This is a genomic window from Devosia sp. (assembly GCF_040509215.1).
Taxonomy (GTDB): domain Bacteria; phylum Pseudomonadota; class Alphaproteobacteria; order Rhizobiales; family Devosiaceae; genus Devosia.
Genome location: NZ_JBEVLL010000300.1, coordinates 1 through 14,617 on the forward strand (window position 1 = coordinate 1; position 14,617 = coordinate 14,617).

Annotated in this window: 17 protein-coding genes; all 17 read left to right on the top strand. The window is 63.4% G+C overall.

The features are described from left to right. Nucleotides 1-251 precede the first annotated feature (251 nt). Nucleotides 252-590 (top strand): hypothetical protein, encoded by a 339-nt coding sequence (locus tag ABW043_RS16640; RefSeq protein ID WP_353922311.1) that lies wholly within the window; start codon nt 252-254, stop codon nt 588-590. Between the two features lie 228 nt (nt 591-818). After that, nucleotides 819-1,967: a DUF2213 domain-containing protein gene (locus ABW043_RS16645; protein ID WP_353922312.1), complete on the top strand. Its 1,149-nt coding sequence runs from the start codon at nt 819-821 to the stop codon at nt 1,965-1,967. 26 nt (nt 1,968-1,993) lie between these two features. After that, nucleotides 1,994-2,749, top strand: coding sequence for a structural cement protein Gp24 (locus ABW043_RS16650; RefSeq protein WP_353922313.1), 756 nt, complete (start codon nt 1,994-1,996; stop codon nt 2,747-2,749). A 23-nt stretch (nt 2,750-2,772) separates the two neighbouring features. Continuing rightward, on the top strand, nt 2,773-3,726 hold the full coding sequence (locus tag ABW043_RS16655) for a DUF2184 domain-containing protein (protein ID WP_353922314.1): 954 nt from the start codon (nt 2,773-2,775) through the stop codon (nt 3,724-3,726). Nucleotides 3,727-3,801: 75 nt separating this feature from the next. Continuing rightward, complete coding sequence (locus tag ABW043_RS16660; RefSeq protein ID WP_353922315.1) at nt 3,802-4,161, top strand: hypothetical protein; 360 nt, start codon at nt 3,802-3,804, stop codon at nt 4,159-4,161. Further along, on the top strand, nt 4,161-4,517 hold the full coding sequence (locus ABW043_RS16665) for a hypothetical protein (RefSeq protein ID WP_353922316.1): 357 nt from the start codon (nt 4,161-4,163) through the stop codon (nt 4,515-4,517). Before ABW043_RS16660 ends, ABW043_RS16665 begins: the two co-directional genes overlap by 1 nt. Next, the gene (locus tag ABW043_RS16670; protein ID WP_353922317.1) at nt 4,517-6,424 is read left to right on the top strand and encodes a hypothetical protein; all 1,908 of its coding nucleotides are present in this window, start codon (nt 4,517-4,519) and stop codon (nt 6,422-6,424) included. The genes ABW043_RS16665 and ABW043_RS16670 overlap by 1 nt, the downstream gene beginning before the upstream one ends. Before the next feature lie 49 nt (nt 6,425-6,473). Then, a complete protein-coding gene (locus ABW043_RS16675) occupies nt 6,474-8,723 on the top strand; it encodes an SGNH/GDSL hydrolase family protein (RefSeq protein WP_353922318.1) in 2,250 nt (749 codons plus the stop codon). A 12-nt stretch (nt 8,724-8,735) separates the two neighbouring features. Next, nucleotides 8,736-9,521 (top strand): hypothetical protein, encoded by a 786-nt coding sequence (locus ABW043_RS16680; RefSeq protein WP_353922319.1) that lies wholly within the window; start codon nt 8,736-8,738, stop codon nt 9,519-9,521. Between the two features lie 40 nt (nt 9,522-9,561). Further along, nucleotides 9,562-9,996, top strand: a complete 435-nt coding sequence (locus tag ABW043_RS16685; protein ID WP_353922320.1) for a DUF4054 domain-containing protein — start codon at nt 9,562-9,564, stop codon at nt 9,994-9,996. Next, a complete protein-coding gene (locus ABW043_RS16690) occupies nt 9,993-10,370 on the top strand; it encodes a hypothetical protein (RefSeq protein ID WP_353922321.1) in 378 nt (125 codons plus the stop codon). The genes ABW043_RS16685 and ABW043_RS16690 overlap by 4 nt, the downstream gene beginning before the upstream one ends. Next, nucleotides 10,370-10,795, top strand: a complete 426-nt coding sequence (locus ABW043_RS16695) for a phage virion morphogenesis protein (RefSeq protein ID WP_353922322.1) — start codon at nt 10,370-10,372, stop codon at nt 10,793-10,795. Before ABW043_RS16690 ends, ABW043_RS16695 begins: the two co-directional genes overlap by 1 nt. 148 nt (nt 10,796-10,943) lie before the next feature. Continuing rightward, nucleotides 10,944-11,357 carry a DUF3168 domain-containing protein gene (locus ABW043_RS16700; protein ID WP_353922323.1) on the top strand — a complete coding sequence of 138 codons (414 nt, stop codon included), beginning with the start codon at nt 10,944-10,946 and terminating at the stop codon, nt 11,355-11,357. A 59-nt stretch (nt 11,358-11,416) separates the two neighbouring features. Beyond that, on the top strand, nt 11,417-11,866 hold the full coding sequence (locus ABW043_RS16705) for a hypothetical protein (protein ID WP_353922324.1): 450 nt from the start codon (nt 11,417-11,419) through the stop codon (nt 11,864-11,866). Then, on the top strand, nt 11,867-12,343 hold the full coding sequence (locus tag ABW043_RS16710) for a gene transfer agent family protein (protein ID WP_353922325.1): 477 nt from the start codon (nt 11,867-11,869) through the stop codon (nt 12,341-12,343). It abuts the gene before it with no gap. Nucleotides 12,344-12,503: 160 nt separating this feature from the next. Then, nucleotides 12,504-12,665, top strand: coding sequence for a hypothetical protein (locus ABW043_RS16715; RefSeq protein WP_353922326.1), 162 nt, complete (start codon nt 12,504-12,506; stop codon nt 12,663-12,665). Between the two features lie 3 nt (nt 12,666-12,668). Next, entirely contained in the window at nt 12,669-14,558 is a 1,890-nt protein-coding gene (locus tag ABW043_RS16720) for a phage tail length tape measure family protein (RefSeq protein ID WP_353922327.1), read from the top strand. Nucleotides 14,559-14,617: the final 59 nt, after the last annotated feature.

Below are 14,617 nucleotides of genomic sequence, written 5' to 3' on the forward strand. Positions count from 1 at the left end.
GCTCTTCCGCTTGTGCAGGCGAACAACAAGCGAAATACGTTCCGATTGACTTACGAGGGGCGACAGATGTCTTTGGCGGAGTTCGGCAGGGTGGTCGGAATTAGATCAGGTACGTTGCGTTTGCGACTTCTCCGCGGCATGACCCCAGAGGAGGCCGTGGAAAGCGCTAAGCAGAGGGCATACGGAAGAGTCATGAAGCAGCCAGACCATGCCTAGCCCCATGATCGACGCGGCGCTGGCGGAGGATACCCATGCGGATCGTTGATGGCCCCACCTTTCTCGCGCTGCCGCCGGGGACTGTATTCTCCGTCTACAAGCCCGCCTACACGTCTGGCTTGCTCATCAAGGGCGAGACTACGAAGTATCGCAACTATTGGTCCGCCGACCTGACCTATCCAGACACTGAACAGGATGATGCGGGTTGGATCGACCTTGCCCAGCGTATGGAGCAGGGCGAGGATTCCGGGCCTATACACTTCGCGGAAGATCGAAGTATTGCGGAGGAGTCGGACTTGTTCATGGTATATGAACGGGAGGATGTGGAGGCTTTGATTTCGGCTTTGTCGGCGGCGCTGGCGGAGGAGGGGTGATGCGCATCCGGACCGCCAACAACAGGGCTCGGCAGCGAAGGCGCCAAAGCCGATCAACGTGGATTGCGTGGCTCAAGCACGAGCTATGGATGCGCAAACGAGGCAAGCGCAATGCCGGACTTGCAGAAGGTTCGGTGAAGTGGTTTCTTTACCGCGCCACCGGAGACGAGCGCTACCTAGCCTGACGGCGGTAATGCCCTAAATCCATAGGCGGCATCGCATGCCGTCATGTTCGTTGACACGCTTATCATGGACAAGACGTGGGAGACCAGCGATGGCTTCCTCGGCTTTTCCGCGCGTTTCGCACGGACCGGCATTCAGATGTACCGGGGCGATGAGATTGACCCCGCCGGCGCGCACAAGGACGCGGCCGGCAATCGCCGTTTCCAAGCCGACACCCTCTACCCGGTAGATCGCCCCGCAGATGAGGTTTTCGCGCCGCGGGCGATGGGGAGTTTCCTCGCCAAGCCGATCACCGACGACCACCCCAACGCGGGCGTGACTGCCGACAACTGGCGCGAGAAGGCCAAGGGCGCGATCGGCGAAGTGCTGCGCGACGGCGAATATGCGCGCATGTCGGGACTCATCACCGATAAGGCGCTGATCGCGAAATATCGCGACGGAAAGCGCGAGTTGAGCGGCGGCTATGGGGCCAACATCGTCATCGGCGATGGCATCAACGCCAAGGGTGAGCCCTACGTCGCCAAGCAAACCCAGATTGATGGCAACCATGTCGCGGTGGTCGATCGCGGCCGTGCCGGCTCCGAATGTGCGATCAAAGACGCCGCCCACTGCGATGCCGTCCCCCAATCCTTTCTCGACAGCCTGACCCAGGAGAAGCCCGTGAAGAACTATGTCCTCGACGGGCTGACCGTCGATTTGGCAAACCCCGAAACGGCGGTTGCGACCGTCGATGCACTCAAGGCGCAGCGCGACGCTGCGCATGTCAAGGTGACCACGCTGGAAACGAAGGCGGTGACCGACGCCGCCACGATCGTCGCCAAGGACGCCGACATCGCCAAGCTGACCGCTGACCTCGCCGCCGCGAAGCCGACGCTTCAGCAGCTCCGCGACGCTGCGCGCGCTTTCGCCGTGATCGAGGGCAAGGCCAAGGCCGCCGGTGTCACCGTGACCGACGCCATGGACGAAGCGGCCATCATGAAGGCCGTCGTGGACAAGGCGATGCCCGGCAACACCTATGCCGGCGACCACGTCAAGATCGCGTTCGAGACGCTGACCAAGGATCTGAAGGTGGAGTCCGCCGACCGGCTGACCACCGCGATCAGCCACCAGCCGCTCGGCGATGCCGACAAGGCCGCCAACGATGCCCGTGCAGCCATGATCGCCGACATGCGCGGCGAACGCGCCGCCGCCTGACGCACTGATCCGAGAAGGAGCCCGAGATGGCGACGTACCAGACCGACTATTCTGTCACTCCCGCGAAGGGCCTTCCGGGCCAGATCGCGAACGAAGAGAAGTGCAACAAGGTCAGCCGCACGGTCGAATCTTCGGCCGGCATCGCCTTCGGCCAGCCCGCCTTCCGTGGGTCGGGCGACCATGGTGTGATCCTTGGCGGAACCTTCGCCGCTACCGGCGCCGGTTCGGCGAAGTCCGGCAACGTCGGCACGGGCACGATCACCGCGTCCCCGACCATCACGGCCGGCGCAAAGGCGGGACGCTATACGGCGGTCCTTACGGGCACCTCGGCGACGGCCCCGTACATCGTCACGGACCCTGACGGCGTCGTGGTCGGCACCGGCAACGTCGCGACGGCCAACACGACCATCCCCGGCATCACCACGTTCACCATCTCGAACGCGGGCACCATGACGGCGAACGATACCTACTTCATCGACGTGACCTATACCGCGAACGTCAAGTTCGTCGGGCTCTCGGTCCTTACCGAGGCGGTTCCGCCCGTGGCTTCTGGCGCCACGCTGGTCGATGGGTACCCGCAGTATTTCACCGGCGCCTTCATGACGATGGGCCAGATGTACGTCACGGCCGGCGCTTCGGTCGTCGATGGCGGCGACGTGTACTGGAACCCGTCGAACGGCCGCTACACCTCGACCACTACGCATATCCGCATCCCGGATGCGACCTTCGACACCTCGGGCGGCAACGGCGACATCGTCGAAGTCTCCCTCAAGCTGCGCTGATCGGCGCTGACAGGAGCCAGAGAATGAGCCACGTTCCTTTCGCCGACGCGCAGGCGGCCTTCCCCTTCGTCATCGCGCAGGGTCGCAACATCGAGACGCGCATCTATAAGAAGCGCTACCCCACCTACAACTATGCGCAGGTCATTCCCGTGGTGACCGAGGGCAACCAGTGGGCGATCGGCACGACCTTCTTCTCGGTCGATAGCGCGGGCGAGGCCAAGTTCCTCTCCGGCTCAGGCACCGACATGCCGTTCAACAAGTCCACGAAGGACATGGCCAGCCATGACTTCGCTATGATCGGCTCGGGCTGGGAATGGACGATTGAGGAGATCAACCAGGCTTCGCTCTACGGCATCGACCTGTCCGCAACCGATGCGATGAGCGCGACCGACAAGATCGAGCGCATGCTGAACGGCATCGCCTTCGTTGGTTCGACGGAGAAGAACTGGACCGGCTTCGCGAACGACACCAATGTGCCCCGCGCCGACGTGGACACCGCCGGTACGTTCTGGCCTGCCAAGACGGTCGATGCGATGCTGAAGGACGTGAATGACGTGCTCAGCCGTGTCCGCACGCAGACGAACGAAATCGAGTGGGCGGACAGCCTAGCTCTCCCCCCGGATGCGTTCCGCCGGCTCGCGACGGTTCGCCTCGGTGCTGGCGACGGCGCGATGACGGGGCTTGATTTCATCAAGAAGGGCAACATCTACACCGCCGAGACTAATCAGCCGCTCAACATCTATCCCGTGCGCGAGCTGGCGACGGCCTCGCAGGACGGCGGCGGTCGCATGGTGGCATATCGCCGCGACGAGGAGGTGGTGCGCTTCCACCTGCCGATGCCGCGCACCGTGCTCCAGGCTCGCCAGAAGTCGATCATGGGCTTCGAGCAGGGCATCATCGCCCGCACCGGCGGCACCGAATGGCGCCTCCCGAAGGCTGCCGCCTACGCCGACGAAGTGACCGCTCCGCCGGCCTGATAACTTCCTGTTCGCGCGGGGGCTCAGAGGGCCGGGCCTCATTCGGGGCCCGGCCTTTTCTTTCGGAGATGCGCCGTGAAGGCTAAGGTCACCAACAACTCGAAAGCCTTACAGGGGGTTTGGACGCCGGAAGGCCTGCTCCAGATCGAGCCGGGGCACAGCCGCACCCTAGTGATCAAGGCGGGGCATGAGGAGCGCACTAAGCGCTTTCCGTTTCTGTCGGTAGAGGTGGTGGGGGAAGTGGAACCGCAACAGGCAGCGCCACCCCCAGCCGACGCCGACAATGCCGACCTGATCGGCGCCATGACCGACGACGAACTGCGCGCCCTCATCCTGCGCAAGACGGGCAAGCCGGCGCATCATAAGGCCGGTCATGATCGCCTGCTCGAATTGGCCAAGGCGGCGGCGCAACCTCTTTCGCAAAGGACTGAATGATGCGCGTCCCCGTCGTCCAGAACAGCGCAGGGCAACCGATCGAAGCCACCGCGGTCGCGCCTGCCGGCTTCGCATATGAAACCGTAGCGGCATCGCAGACCGCGCAGATCCTAGGCCCAATTGGTGCTGTCGGCGACTATCTCAGTCACATCCTGATCCAGCCCGCGACGACATCGCCCGGAAACGTGATCGTTCTGGACGGTGCGACGACGGTGTTCACCTTTACCGGCGGTGCCACGTCGGTAACGAGTCTCACGCCTATCACGGTGCCTTTCCTGACGAATAGCGCATCGGGCGCATGGAAGATCACCACCGGCACGAATGTCGCAGTTGTGGGCGTAGGCAGCTTCACCTGATGCTCGACACCACCGCGCTTCTGATGATTGCGGCGACGCAGGCGGCTGTTTCTGGCGGCGCTGCCTACATTCCGCCTCCCACGTCATGGCGCGTGCTGGTCACGGGCAGCTCGGCGACAGTCAACGCGGTCGCCAATTCCACCCTAGCGACAGCGCTGCTGAACAATGCGTCGGCGACGCGCCCGACCGTCAACGTGCCGGCGACGCAGGCGCTGGTGATGACTTGGGATATCGACGCGGTATCGTCGCCCGGCGCCTTCGTCTCCTTCATTGCCGACAAGAGCGCAGTGACATGGGTTGCGGAGCAGTCGACGGATGGTGGATCGAACTGGACGGCGCTGACGGGCTCTGGCGTCAACGTCTTCCCGTCTGGCGGAACCACGGGCTCGGCGAACACGCGCCAGCTCGCGCTGATCGGGGCCGGCGCTGCCCGCAAGATCAGGGTAACGATCACCGGCCCCACCGGGGGCGTGAATATCCTCTACCCAGGCATCTGGCAGCGCCAGGCCAACGACCTGCAGGATATGTGGCTCATCCTCGGCGCCAGCCTCGAGGTTTACGGCTGCTATCCCAACCTCGTGGAGGATGCGCTCCGGCGGGTCTACCCGGCCCACGACCCGGTGGTGATGTTGTATGCGGCGACCGGTGCGCCGGTGTCGGATTGCAAGTCCTATCCGGCGCAGGTTGAGGCGAGTGCGTGGGGCACGATGCCGCGCTTCGATGTTCCCGGAAACGTGCTCGGCAACACGACCACGATCTACAGGCCCTACAGTTCCACGTCGGGCGCGACGCGGACGCAGATCGCCGCCGATGTCGCGCAGCTCCTGACCGCCTTTCCGGGCAGGGTCGTGCTTCCGGTGCTCACAACATTTCGGGCCTACACCTCGCCGGATGTCACTCCATCCGACCAGTCTGCGGGCTCCCTCGATTTCAACCTCAACTTTCTTTGCCCAGCAGTTCAGGCTTACGCATCGCATGCCTTCGATGCAGCTCTCGGCATCCCGCGGGTCGACCTGTACTCGCTTCAAATGCGGCGCCGCGTCCTGCTAGGGCCGCTTGGCAGCAACGATGCCGTCCATCCGTATAATCAGGCCAACGGCTCTGCTGCATATGACGAGTACCGAGCCGAATTGGTGCGCACTGCGGGCCTCTACGCCTATACCGGCGCTTGGCCCGCACAGAGCTACACGGACATTCTTGTCCAGCGCGCGGTCGCGTTTCCATCGCAGACCAACATTGACGAGGCGGGCTATGCGCTCGCCGCGCTCCCCTCGTCGGCGGCCAAGACCGCTTATCTGGCCACGCTGGCGGCCCTTACCCCAACGCCGCAGCGTCTCTACCAGACTTTCGTCTTTGCTGGGGACGCCGAACAGCTCCCGCTGATCAATGCCGAAAGTGGCCACGACTGGACGACGCACACGAGCTACACGGCGTCACCGCAGACCATCAACAACCGGCTGTACTATCTCTCCGGCGGCAACAAGGCGGCTTGGTCGAGCCTTCCTGCGGTCGCCGATGTGCCGCTCAAGGGCCGCTTCCGGACGATGTCCAGCAGCCCCGGGGTGCACAACTTCTACCTCGCGGGCCGCATGGATACGGCGGCAAACACCATGGTCGTTGCTGGCTTTCAGAATACGGGCCGGTTTGAGATTGCGACCCTGACAGCGGGAACTTTGGCGTCTCCGGCAGCTGGGAGTACCACAACCAGCGTCACCCTGACCCCCGACACCGACTATGATTTCGAGGTAACCTTCAGCGGCACCAGCGTCACACTGAAGGCAAACGGTGTAGTGGTGGCTACGGCGACTGTCGCGATTACGGCCGCTGGCCGCGTCGGCGTTCGGTTTTCTGGGACCGGCGCCTCCGCGTCGACGGGCGCGCATCTCGTGAACATCGAGACCGTATAGGGCGCGTGACGGCGGTAATCGCCGCATAACGCACCCGCAATGACATGCCATGGCCCGGACGGTGCGACTTCCTGCCCCGATCGAACGCGGGCTTCCCTACAGCTTCCGTATCGCGTTCCCCGCTGATTATCTCGGCGACGGCGAAACGTTGAAGGCGACGCTCTACCAGACATCTACCAGCGCGACGCAATACGACCTCGCGGTTGAGCGCGACGGCGACAACGTAGATATCTCGATCGACGACACGGTGACTGCCGCCCTCTCGCTGCTGCCCCATGTGATCGGCGTGGATCTTGTCCTGGCGGACGCGTCGGTCGATCCGTTCGAGGGGTTCCCGCAGCTCGCGGTGGACGTGCTTGGAGAGGGGCTTGGTAGCATCGGGCCTATCGAGCCGATTGCGGTTCAGATCATCGGCGGGCCTAGCATCTCTGTAGGTGGGGGCTCGCGCGGGCCTCAGGGCTATTCCGCGTCCCGGCAGGCCTATGATGCCGAAATCATCGACGAGGATACGCCAGAGGCGCTTGTCGCATACCTGCGCGCGCCTTCGGAGGAAGCGGCTGCGCTGGCCACCACGGCAGCGGCAGCGGCACAAGGGGTCGTAGATGAAGCCGGAACGACGCTTGACGATATCGCGGTAAAGCACGCTGAGGTTCTAGACGCGGCGGGGCAGGTTGCGGCCGATCAAGCTGTGGTGGCCGCCAACGCCATAGAAGTTGCCTCAGACTTAGCTGAAGTCATTGTTCGGCAATCCGATGTCACGAGTAGCGCGATATCGGCTGGAGCAAGCAAGGACGCTGCCGCACTATACGCTGCTGCTGCGCAGGCCGCGGCAGCCGGCGCCCTCTTCACCTCCACCGCTGCTGGCGTAGCAGGCGTTGCGGATGGAGCGCCGTTCCTTCTCCAAGGTGCATCCGGCAGCACGACATACGCGACGCTCTATCGCCGTTCGGGCTCATCGGCGGTGGCGCAGGGGCTGGCCTTCCCCTCGAAGGCGGCCATCGACGCCCTGCCGAAGGTGATAGTGCGCCAGTTCCTTTCGCTAGCCTACGTCGCCGGAAGCGTGGTCGATACCGACGTTTCAGGAAAGATATTCTGGAGCAGCCCCGAAGGGCAAATCGCGGCTTTGAATGTGGCAATCGCGGGCAAGGCCGGCCTGAAAATCCGCACCTTCCTTTCGCTGCAATATACCGGATCGGTCGATACCGATGGCGCTGGACGGGTGGTTGCGGCCACCGCCAGCGGCGACATTCCCGCCCAGATCGCCGCGATCGAAGCACTGGCCGAGAGCAAGGCCGCTCTAAAGACCCGTGTGTTCCTGTCTCTTTCGTTGCCATCGAGCGTGGATACCGATGCAGCGGGGCGTAGGGTCAACGCGCCCTTCACTGTCACAGCCAAGATTTCGGCTTACGGGGACAGCACTACCTACGGGTCCGATCTGCCCGACGAAACCCGCGACGCACAGCGCTGGACGACGCTGCTCGGGACGGAGCTCGGCATCACGGTCCAGAATTATGGGATGCCCGGCGATCCGATCGAGGTGGTTGCATCGCGCTTCGGGGTTCCCGTCATCGGCAAGGTGGTGGGCGGGGTTATTCCGGCCTCCGGCTCGGTCCCCATTACTGATGTGGCGCCCACGATCCTGCGCTCGCGCAACGTAATCGCCGATCTTCAGGCCTTTGACGGAACGGTCGTCAGGGGCACGTTGGCCTTCGTTGAAGCATCAACGTCGCTCAACTTCACGCGACTTGTCGCGGGCTCGGACGTATCGGCGCCGTCCTTCGTCAATATTCACTCGGCGACCGGCCGCGACGCTTGGGGCGGCATCGTGATCATTGGGGCGGGGACCAACAATCTGACTCCGATCCTGTCGGGCACCGGCACGATAGACGACGTGAAGGCGTATTATCGACGGATGACATCGGAGCCGCACCTGTCGCCGCGGAAGGTGTTGGTGTGGGGCCTTCTGGATAGAGGTCTGGACGAGGGGCCCGGCACGCCGAAGGGCATTCTCATCGCCGATCTGGAGAAGTGGCTTAGCCAGACATACGGCTCCGATTACGTGCCGGTGCGCCAATATCTCGGGTCGGCGCGCGCCCTGTTGGATGCCGCCATCTTCTCGCCTGGCTTCACGCCGACCTCGGACGACAATGCCGCTGTTGCGGCCGGCGTCGTGCCGCCGTCCTTCCGGGCAAATGGTGGTGCTTCGGTGCACCTCAATGCCTTGGGCCATCAGCTCCAGGCCCGCCTTTTCAGGCTCCATCTCACCTCGCCCGCAAAATCGTGGATGCTTTCCAGTTGAGGACATGTTGAAATGACCGCAGGCTACATCACCCAGCGCGCGTTCGATAGCACGGGAGTCGTCGGCAACGGCGCGCCGATCATCACGGCCGCCGAGGCTGCGCTTTATGATCGCGCTGACAGGCTTGCATGGATTGAGCCGGGCTTCGCCACGCTGGACGCATCAAGCCGAGTTACTGAATTGCTTGCCTTCACCAAGGGACCGGCTGGTGTCGAGCAGAAGTTCACACCGGGGTCGCAAGCGCCAAAGGTGCTGACAACTACCGATGCGCGTGTGGGCATCACGTATAGCGGGAGTTCCGTTGACACGCTGGTGGGCAATAGCAATCTCGTTCTCCCGGCCCCCCCGTGGACGATATGCATCGTTGCGCAGCAGCCGCTGAGCGCGGCCGGGGTGATGCTGGCCACCACTCCGGCCAGCCTCCCCGCCGCGAGCCCGGTCGTGGTCGACTTCAACTCGACACGCCAGATTGCGCTTTACACGAACTACGCAGCCACAACCCGGTTGCGCACGACCACCAATGTGACCGACGCGAGCCCTCATCTCTATACTTTCACTCACGATGGCACGACCGCGACCATTTATCGCGACGGAACCTCGCTTTTATCCGGCGCACTGGCGGCCAATGTGTCAGGCGTGTTGAGGGTGATGTCCCAACTCGACGCCGCTGGCGCCGTTTTCAACGGCTGGGACGGCTATATTGAGATGCTTGTGGTTGCGAGCGGCGTGGACACGGCGTTCCACGAGGCGGTCAAGGCCGTGGTGCGCGAGCGCCATGTGGGCTGGACCATCGCATGACGGCGGTAACGGAGCGCGCGTCCCGCCCTGATTGAAGGGCATGGCCTATACCGCGCCTACCCCCACCGACCTGAAGCTTCGGCATCCCGAGTTCGCGGCGGTCGAGGACGCGCAGGTCCAGTATTGGCTCACCGATGCGGCCGCCCGTCATGTGGATACGAGCTGGATCGAGGCTGATTACGCCGTCGCGATCATCGAGGCGGCGTGCCATGAAATGGCACGGGGCGGGGTGCTCACCTCTGGTGCGACCGCAATTCCGGCCGGCGTCACCTCGTTCCGTTCGGGCTCGTTCTCGGTTTCGATGTCGGATGCAGCGGCGACCGCTTCGGCGGAGGGCGGGTGGGCCTCAACGCGGTACGGGAAAGCTTATCTCGCGATCCTTCGGCGCAACAAGGGCGGCCCGCTGGTGACGACCTCGGGCGTCGCTCCCGGCTATGCCTGCTGCGGGGGGCTCATCCCGCCCTACGTATCATGATCGACATGGCAGCGGCCTTTGCCGGCATCGCGCGTGGGGTTTCGGCTGCATTCGGCGGGCCTTTCATGCCCGGCACGCTGGAGCGCGTGACCAAGACATGGGTGGCAGGTGGCAGCACGGTCGACAGCACCGAATATCTTGACGTGTCGGTCCAGATCGACGCGGTCACGGAAAGACTGCGTTCGAGCCCGGTCTTCACGGATGCCGAGGTGCGGCTGCTCGTCCTGCGCGACGGGCTGGATCTGGCGCCTACTTCCGATGATTTCTTCACCGCCAACACCGGCCCCTATGCGGGCGTTCGGTGGAAGCTCACTCCGGCGATCGGCTCGGACCCCATGGGTATCGGCTACGAATGCGCGGGGAGGCGGGCGTAATGCCGGTGCGCGGTCTTGAGGCGAATATCGCGCGGCTGAAGGGGATAAGCGCGGATATTGTGGGGCCTGAGATTGGCAAGGCGCTGTTTGTCACCGCGCAGAGCATTCAGGTTGATGCTCAGATCAGCCTCACTACTGGCGCTGTCTCCGGCAAGGGGCATGTGCCATCTGCACCCGGCACGCCCCCCAACAACGATACGGGCACTCTCGCCGACAGCATTCAGGCGCAGGAAGTTGGTCCGTTCAAGGCGCAGGTGATTGCTGACGCGCCCTATGCTGCCATTCAGGAATTCGGGGGTAACACAGGTACAGCGCAGTTGCCCGAGCGCCCGTATATGCGCCCCGCCGCCCTCAAGAACAAGGACACGCTGAAGGCCAACGTCCAGGGCGCCGTCAACCGCATCCTCGCGAAGAACAAGAAATGACGCGCGCTCGATCCCTTGCTATGGTGCGCCCGCATGCCTCGCCCGCCATCCTACGAGCAGACGGAATATTGGGCGATGCTCACCTTCATGCGCATGGTGGGCCCGATGTTCGGCGCGCCTGGTCTCATACTGCCGAGCAACGATAACCATGGGCCGGATCAGCAACACCGTCGTCCGCAAGGGGGTCGTGACGATCCTCGTGAATAGTGCGCCCGTGACGGCGCTCGTTCCGGCTCAGAGCATCTTCGGTCCGCAACCACCCGCGCTCCCGGCTTGGCCCTTCATCCAATATGGGGTGGCGATCGATGTTCCGCGGCGGGCCGCCTGCCTTGACGGACAGGAAATCGAGGTTGCGGTGCACTGCTTCGCCAAGGGTGAAGAAGCGGCGTCGGCGATCGGGGCGGCGGTGTCCGAGGCTCTGGACGGACAGGTCATCACGCTGACCTCCCCCCACGTTGGAACGGCCAAGATCATGGCCACTGGCGGCCAGACCATCGTCGACGGCACCGACTCCAATAGCTGGCATGCGATCCGCAATCTGCGCATCCGCGTCCTTACCTGACGGCGGTAAAGGGGGCACACCCCGCCCCATAGCTTCCGGCGCGCAATAGGAGCGCGCGCATGTCCGTACCTACCGAAGCCGATTTCGCCATCATCAAGCCCGGCGATGGCGCGACGCCCACCGAGGTATTCAATGCAATATGCGGCATTGAAAATGTCTCCGTGAACGTCGCTGTCAGCGGCACGGATCGATATCGCCGCGATTGTGCCAAGCCCGGCGCGCTTGCGACCCGCAAGAATATCACGAACGGCATCTCCCAAACGATCACCGGCGGCGGTGCGATGAGCATCGAATGGATGACCAGCTTCGCAGCTCTGCTGGGGACGGTTCGGAACTACAAAATCGAACTCCGTCAGCGCAACGGCAGTGACGCTGGCCTTTTGCTCGGCACATTCGCGGGCGCTTACGTGATGATGACCAACAATATCACGACCGATTCGAACGGCAATTCATCCGGTGAGATCACGCTGAATAGCGAAGGCGCCTGGACGTGGACCCCGGCGAGCTAAATGCCGCTCGATCCTCGCATTGACCTCGATTTCGCGGACGGAACGTACACGTTCGCGCTGCTCCTCCCCCAGATTATTGAACTGGAGGATGCATGCGGGTACCGCGATCACGATGGCAATCGGCGCAAGCGCGGGATCGTCGCGGTCTATTCCGACGTGCTGGCCGGTCTCGGTATTCAGGATGGCCAGCTCGTCGCGTTTCCGACCGGGGGCAAGGCGTCGGCATCCGATTGCCGTGAGGTCGTTCGCCTTGGCTTGATCGGTGGCGGTATGAGGCCTGCAGAGGCCGTTCGGCTCGTTGGCCTTTACGTGGATGCGCGTCCGATCATCGAGCGCTGGACCCTCGCCGCAGCCATTCTGCGCGCCGCGATCGAGGGCTACGAACCGCCAAAAAAAGATCAGCCGGCGGAAAAGCCGGCAGGCGGAGCCCCGAAGAAGCGACGGACACCGCGGAGGTCATCGCCAACTGCCGGATGATGAACGGCCTCGATTGGAAGGCGATCGGGTGGGCTGAATATTGGACGACGTTGGCGGGCTGGAATGCGGCGCATGATACCGACGTGAAACCAGCGCCAGATCCCGCCGGATCAGAGCGAATGCGGCGCGCCATGGCCGCTTTGAAAAAAGGAGCCCCATGATGACAAAGCGCGTTTTCGCCAAGGATTGGACCTACTGCACGGCTCAGGTGACGATCGAGTATAAGAAGGGCCAATCGCCGGTAAGAGAGGAGTCGGCCAAGGCGGCTGAGGACGCCGGCGTGTTGGTGGATGCGACCGCCCCGGCTACCGATCGGAAGTAGGCCGTGGTTGACGCCAGCTCGGTCATTATCGATGTCGTTGCGACGGGCGTCGATAAGGCGTCGGCTGACATCAAGCGGTTTGGCAACACGTTCGAACAATCCGGCAAGCAGGTAAGCCGTGCTGCCAACGATGTTGATCGTTCGGCGGCGCGCATCCAAAACGGCACGCGCAATGTCGGGCGAAACATTGCCGACATTGGTACCCAGCTATCAGGGGGGCAGTCCCCATTCCTGATTCTTGCGCAACAGGCGCCACAGCTTGCCGATGCCCTCGTGGACACCGGGGGCCGGCTTGCGCGCTTCGCCACCTTCTTTGTGACCCCGATGGGCGCGGCGCTGCTTGCGGTCGGATCGATCCTAGGTACCCTCGCGCCTCAATTGCTCGGCTTCGGCGATGCGGCTGATAAGGCAAAGAAGAACGCGGATGGCCTGAAGATCGCAACCGATGGTCTGGGCGACAAGACCCTCAAGGCATCGGCTGCGACCAAGCTGCTGAACGAGGCCTATGCGGCTGATAAGACGAAGGTGATCGCCAATGATGCGCGCGGCGCTGCGCAGGCGAGGCTGGAGCAGGCCAATGCAACCTATGCGGCGGCACGCGCTGAGGCCCAGCTTCGGCTCACGGAGGCACAGGGGCGCCAGCGGGTGGCAGCGAACGGCGGGCCGACCACAGGGCGCGCCGGAGGTCGGCTGAGCGACGTGCGCGGACGGGCTGGTTCGGAGCTTTCCCGCTTCACCCAGCAAGCATCGACCGATGCTCAAAAGGCGCAGGCTGATCTGGAAAGCCTGGATAAGGCCTATGATCGGTTTAGCAACCTTCAGGTAAAGCGCCTGCTTCAGGCCGACGAATCGTTGCGCAGCGCGCGTATTTCGTCCGCTGCCGCGACCGATGCGGTGACCAAGGCGCAGGAGCGCAGGAACTTCGTCGAGCGCGAAAATCAGATACTGCTAGACGCGAAGAAGATAACGGAGGCGCAGGCGACCGCCCGCCTGAAGGAGGCCAACCAGGCCGTAGACGTTGCCAACGCGGCGGCCCGCCAAGGGCGCAAGGATCTGACTGAGCATGCCCGCGCCGTGAAGGTGGCTGCGGCAAGCTATGCGGACTTTGTTCGCGAGGTTCGCAATGCGCCTCTCGAACTTGAAAAACTCTCGCGCGAGATGGCCAAGAAGCCGATCGACGAATTCCTCCCGATCTCTGCCAATCCCGAACTGCCCTCATGGGCAGATACGCGGAAGCGCCTGAAGGAGGACGACGAGGCCAGAACGCAATCGACGCTCAATAACTTCAACCTTCAGCGTGATAAGGAGAAGGAGCTTCAGCGCGTTCGCGAGCAGAACGTGAAGTCGATCGCATCTCTACTTGAGGCCGGCCTGACGGGCGGGGCCAAGGGCTTCGGGGACGCACTTGAACAGGCCGCCATCCGCTTCCTCGCCAAGCTGGCGGCGAGCAAAATCGTTTCGTTGCTCGGCAGCGTTCCCCAACTGGCATCCCTGTTTGGTGGGGGCCTTTCCGTCGCCTCCCCGTCAGCCGCCAGCTTGTCGGGTACGATCGCCAGCCTAAACAGCGGCATCAAGTTTCGAGCGGCCGGCGGACCTGTTGCAGCCGGTGAGACATATGTGGTGGGCGAACGCGGCCCCGAACTGCTGCGCATGGGCGGACAGGGTGGGACGGTGGTTCCCAACCACGCGATTGCGGCGCAGGGTGGGGGGAACACCTATTACATCTCCGTCAGCGCCGACAATTCCGTTACACCCGCCGGATTCGCGAGCGACTTGGCGGGCAAAATATTGGCGCAGGCGAAGATGATGGACGCGGTAGCCGCGGACGCGGGGGCCAATTTGGGAATGGCTAGAATGCAGCGGCGGGCCAATTATCAACTGGGGCGCCGATGATTATGGCAATGGCCCGCCGCGCCCGCTACCGCCTAGGCTGACGGCGGTAAGCCAACACT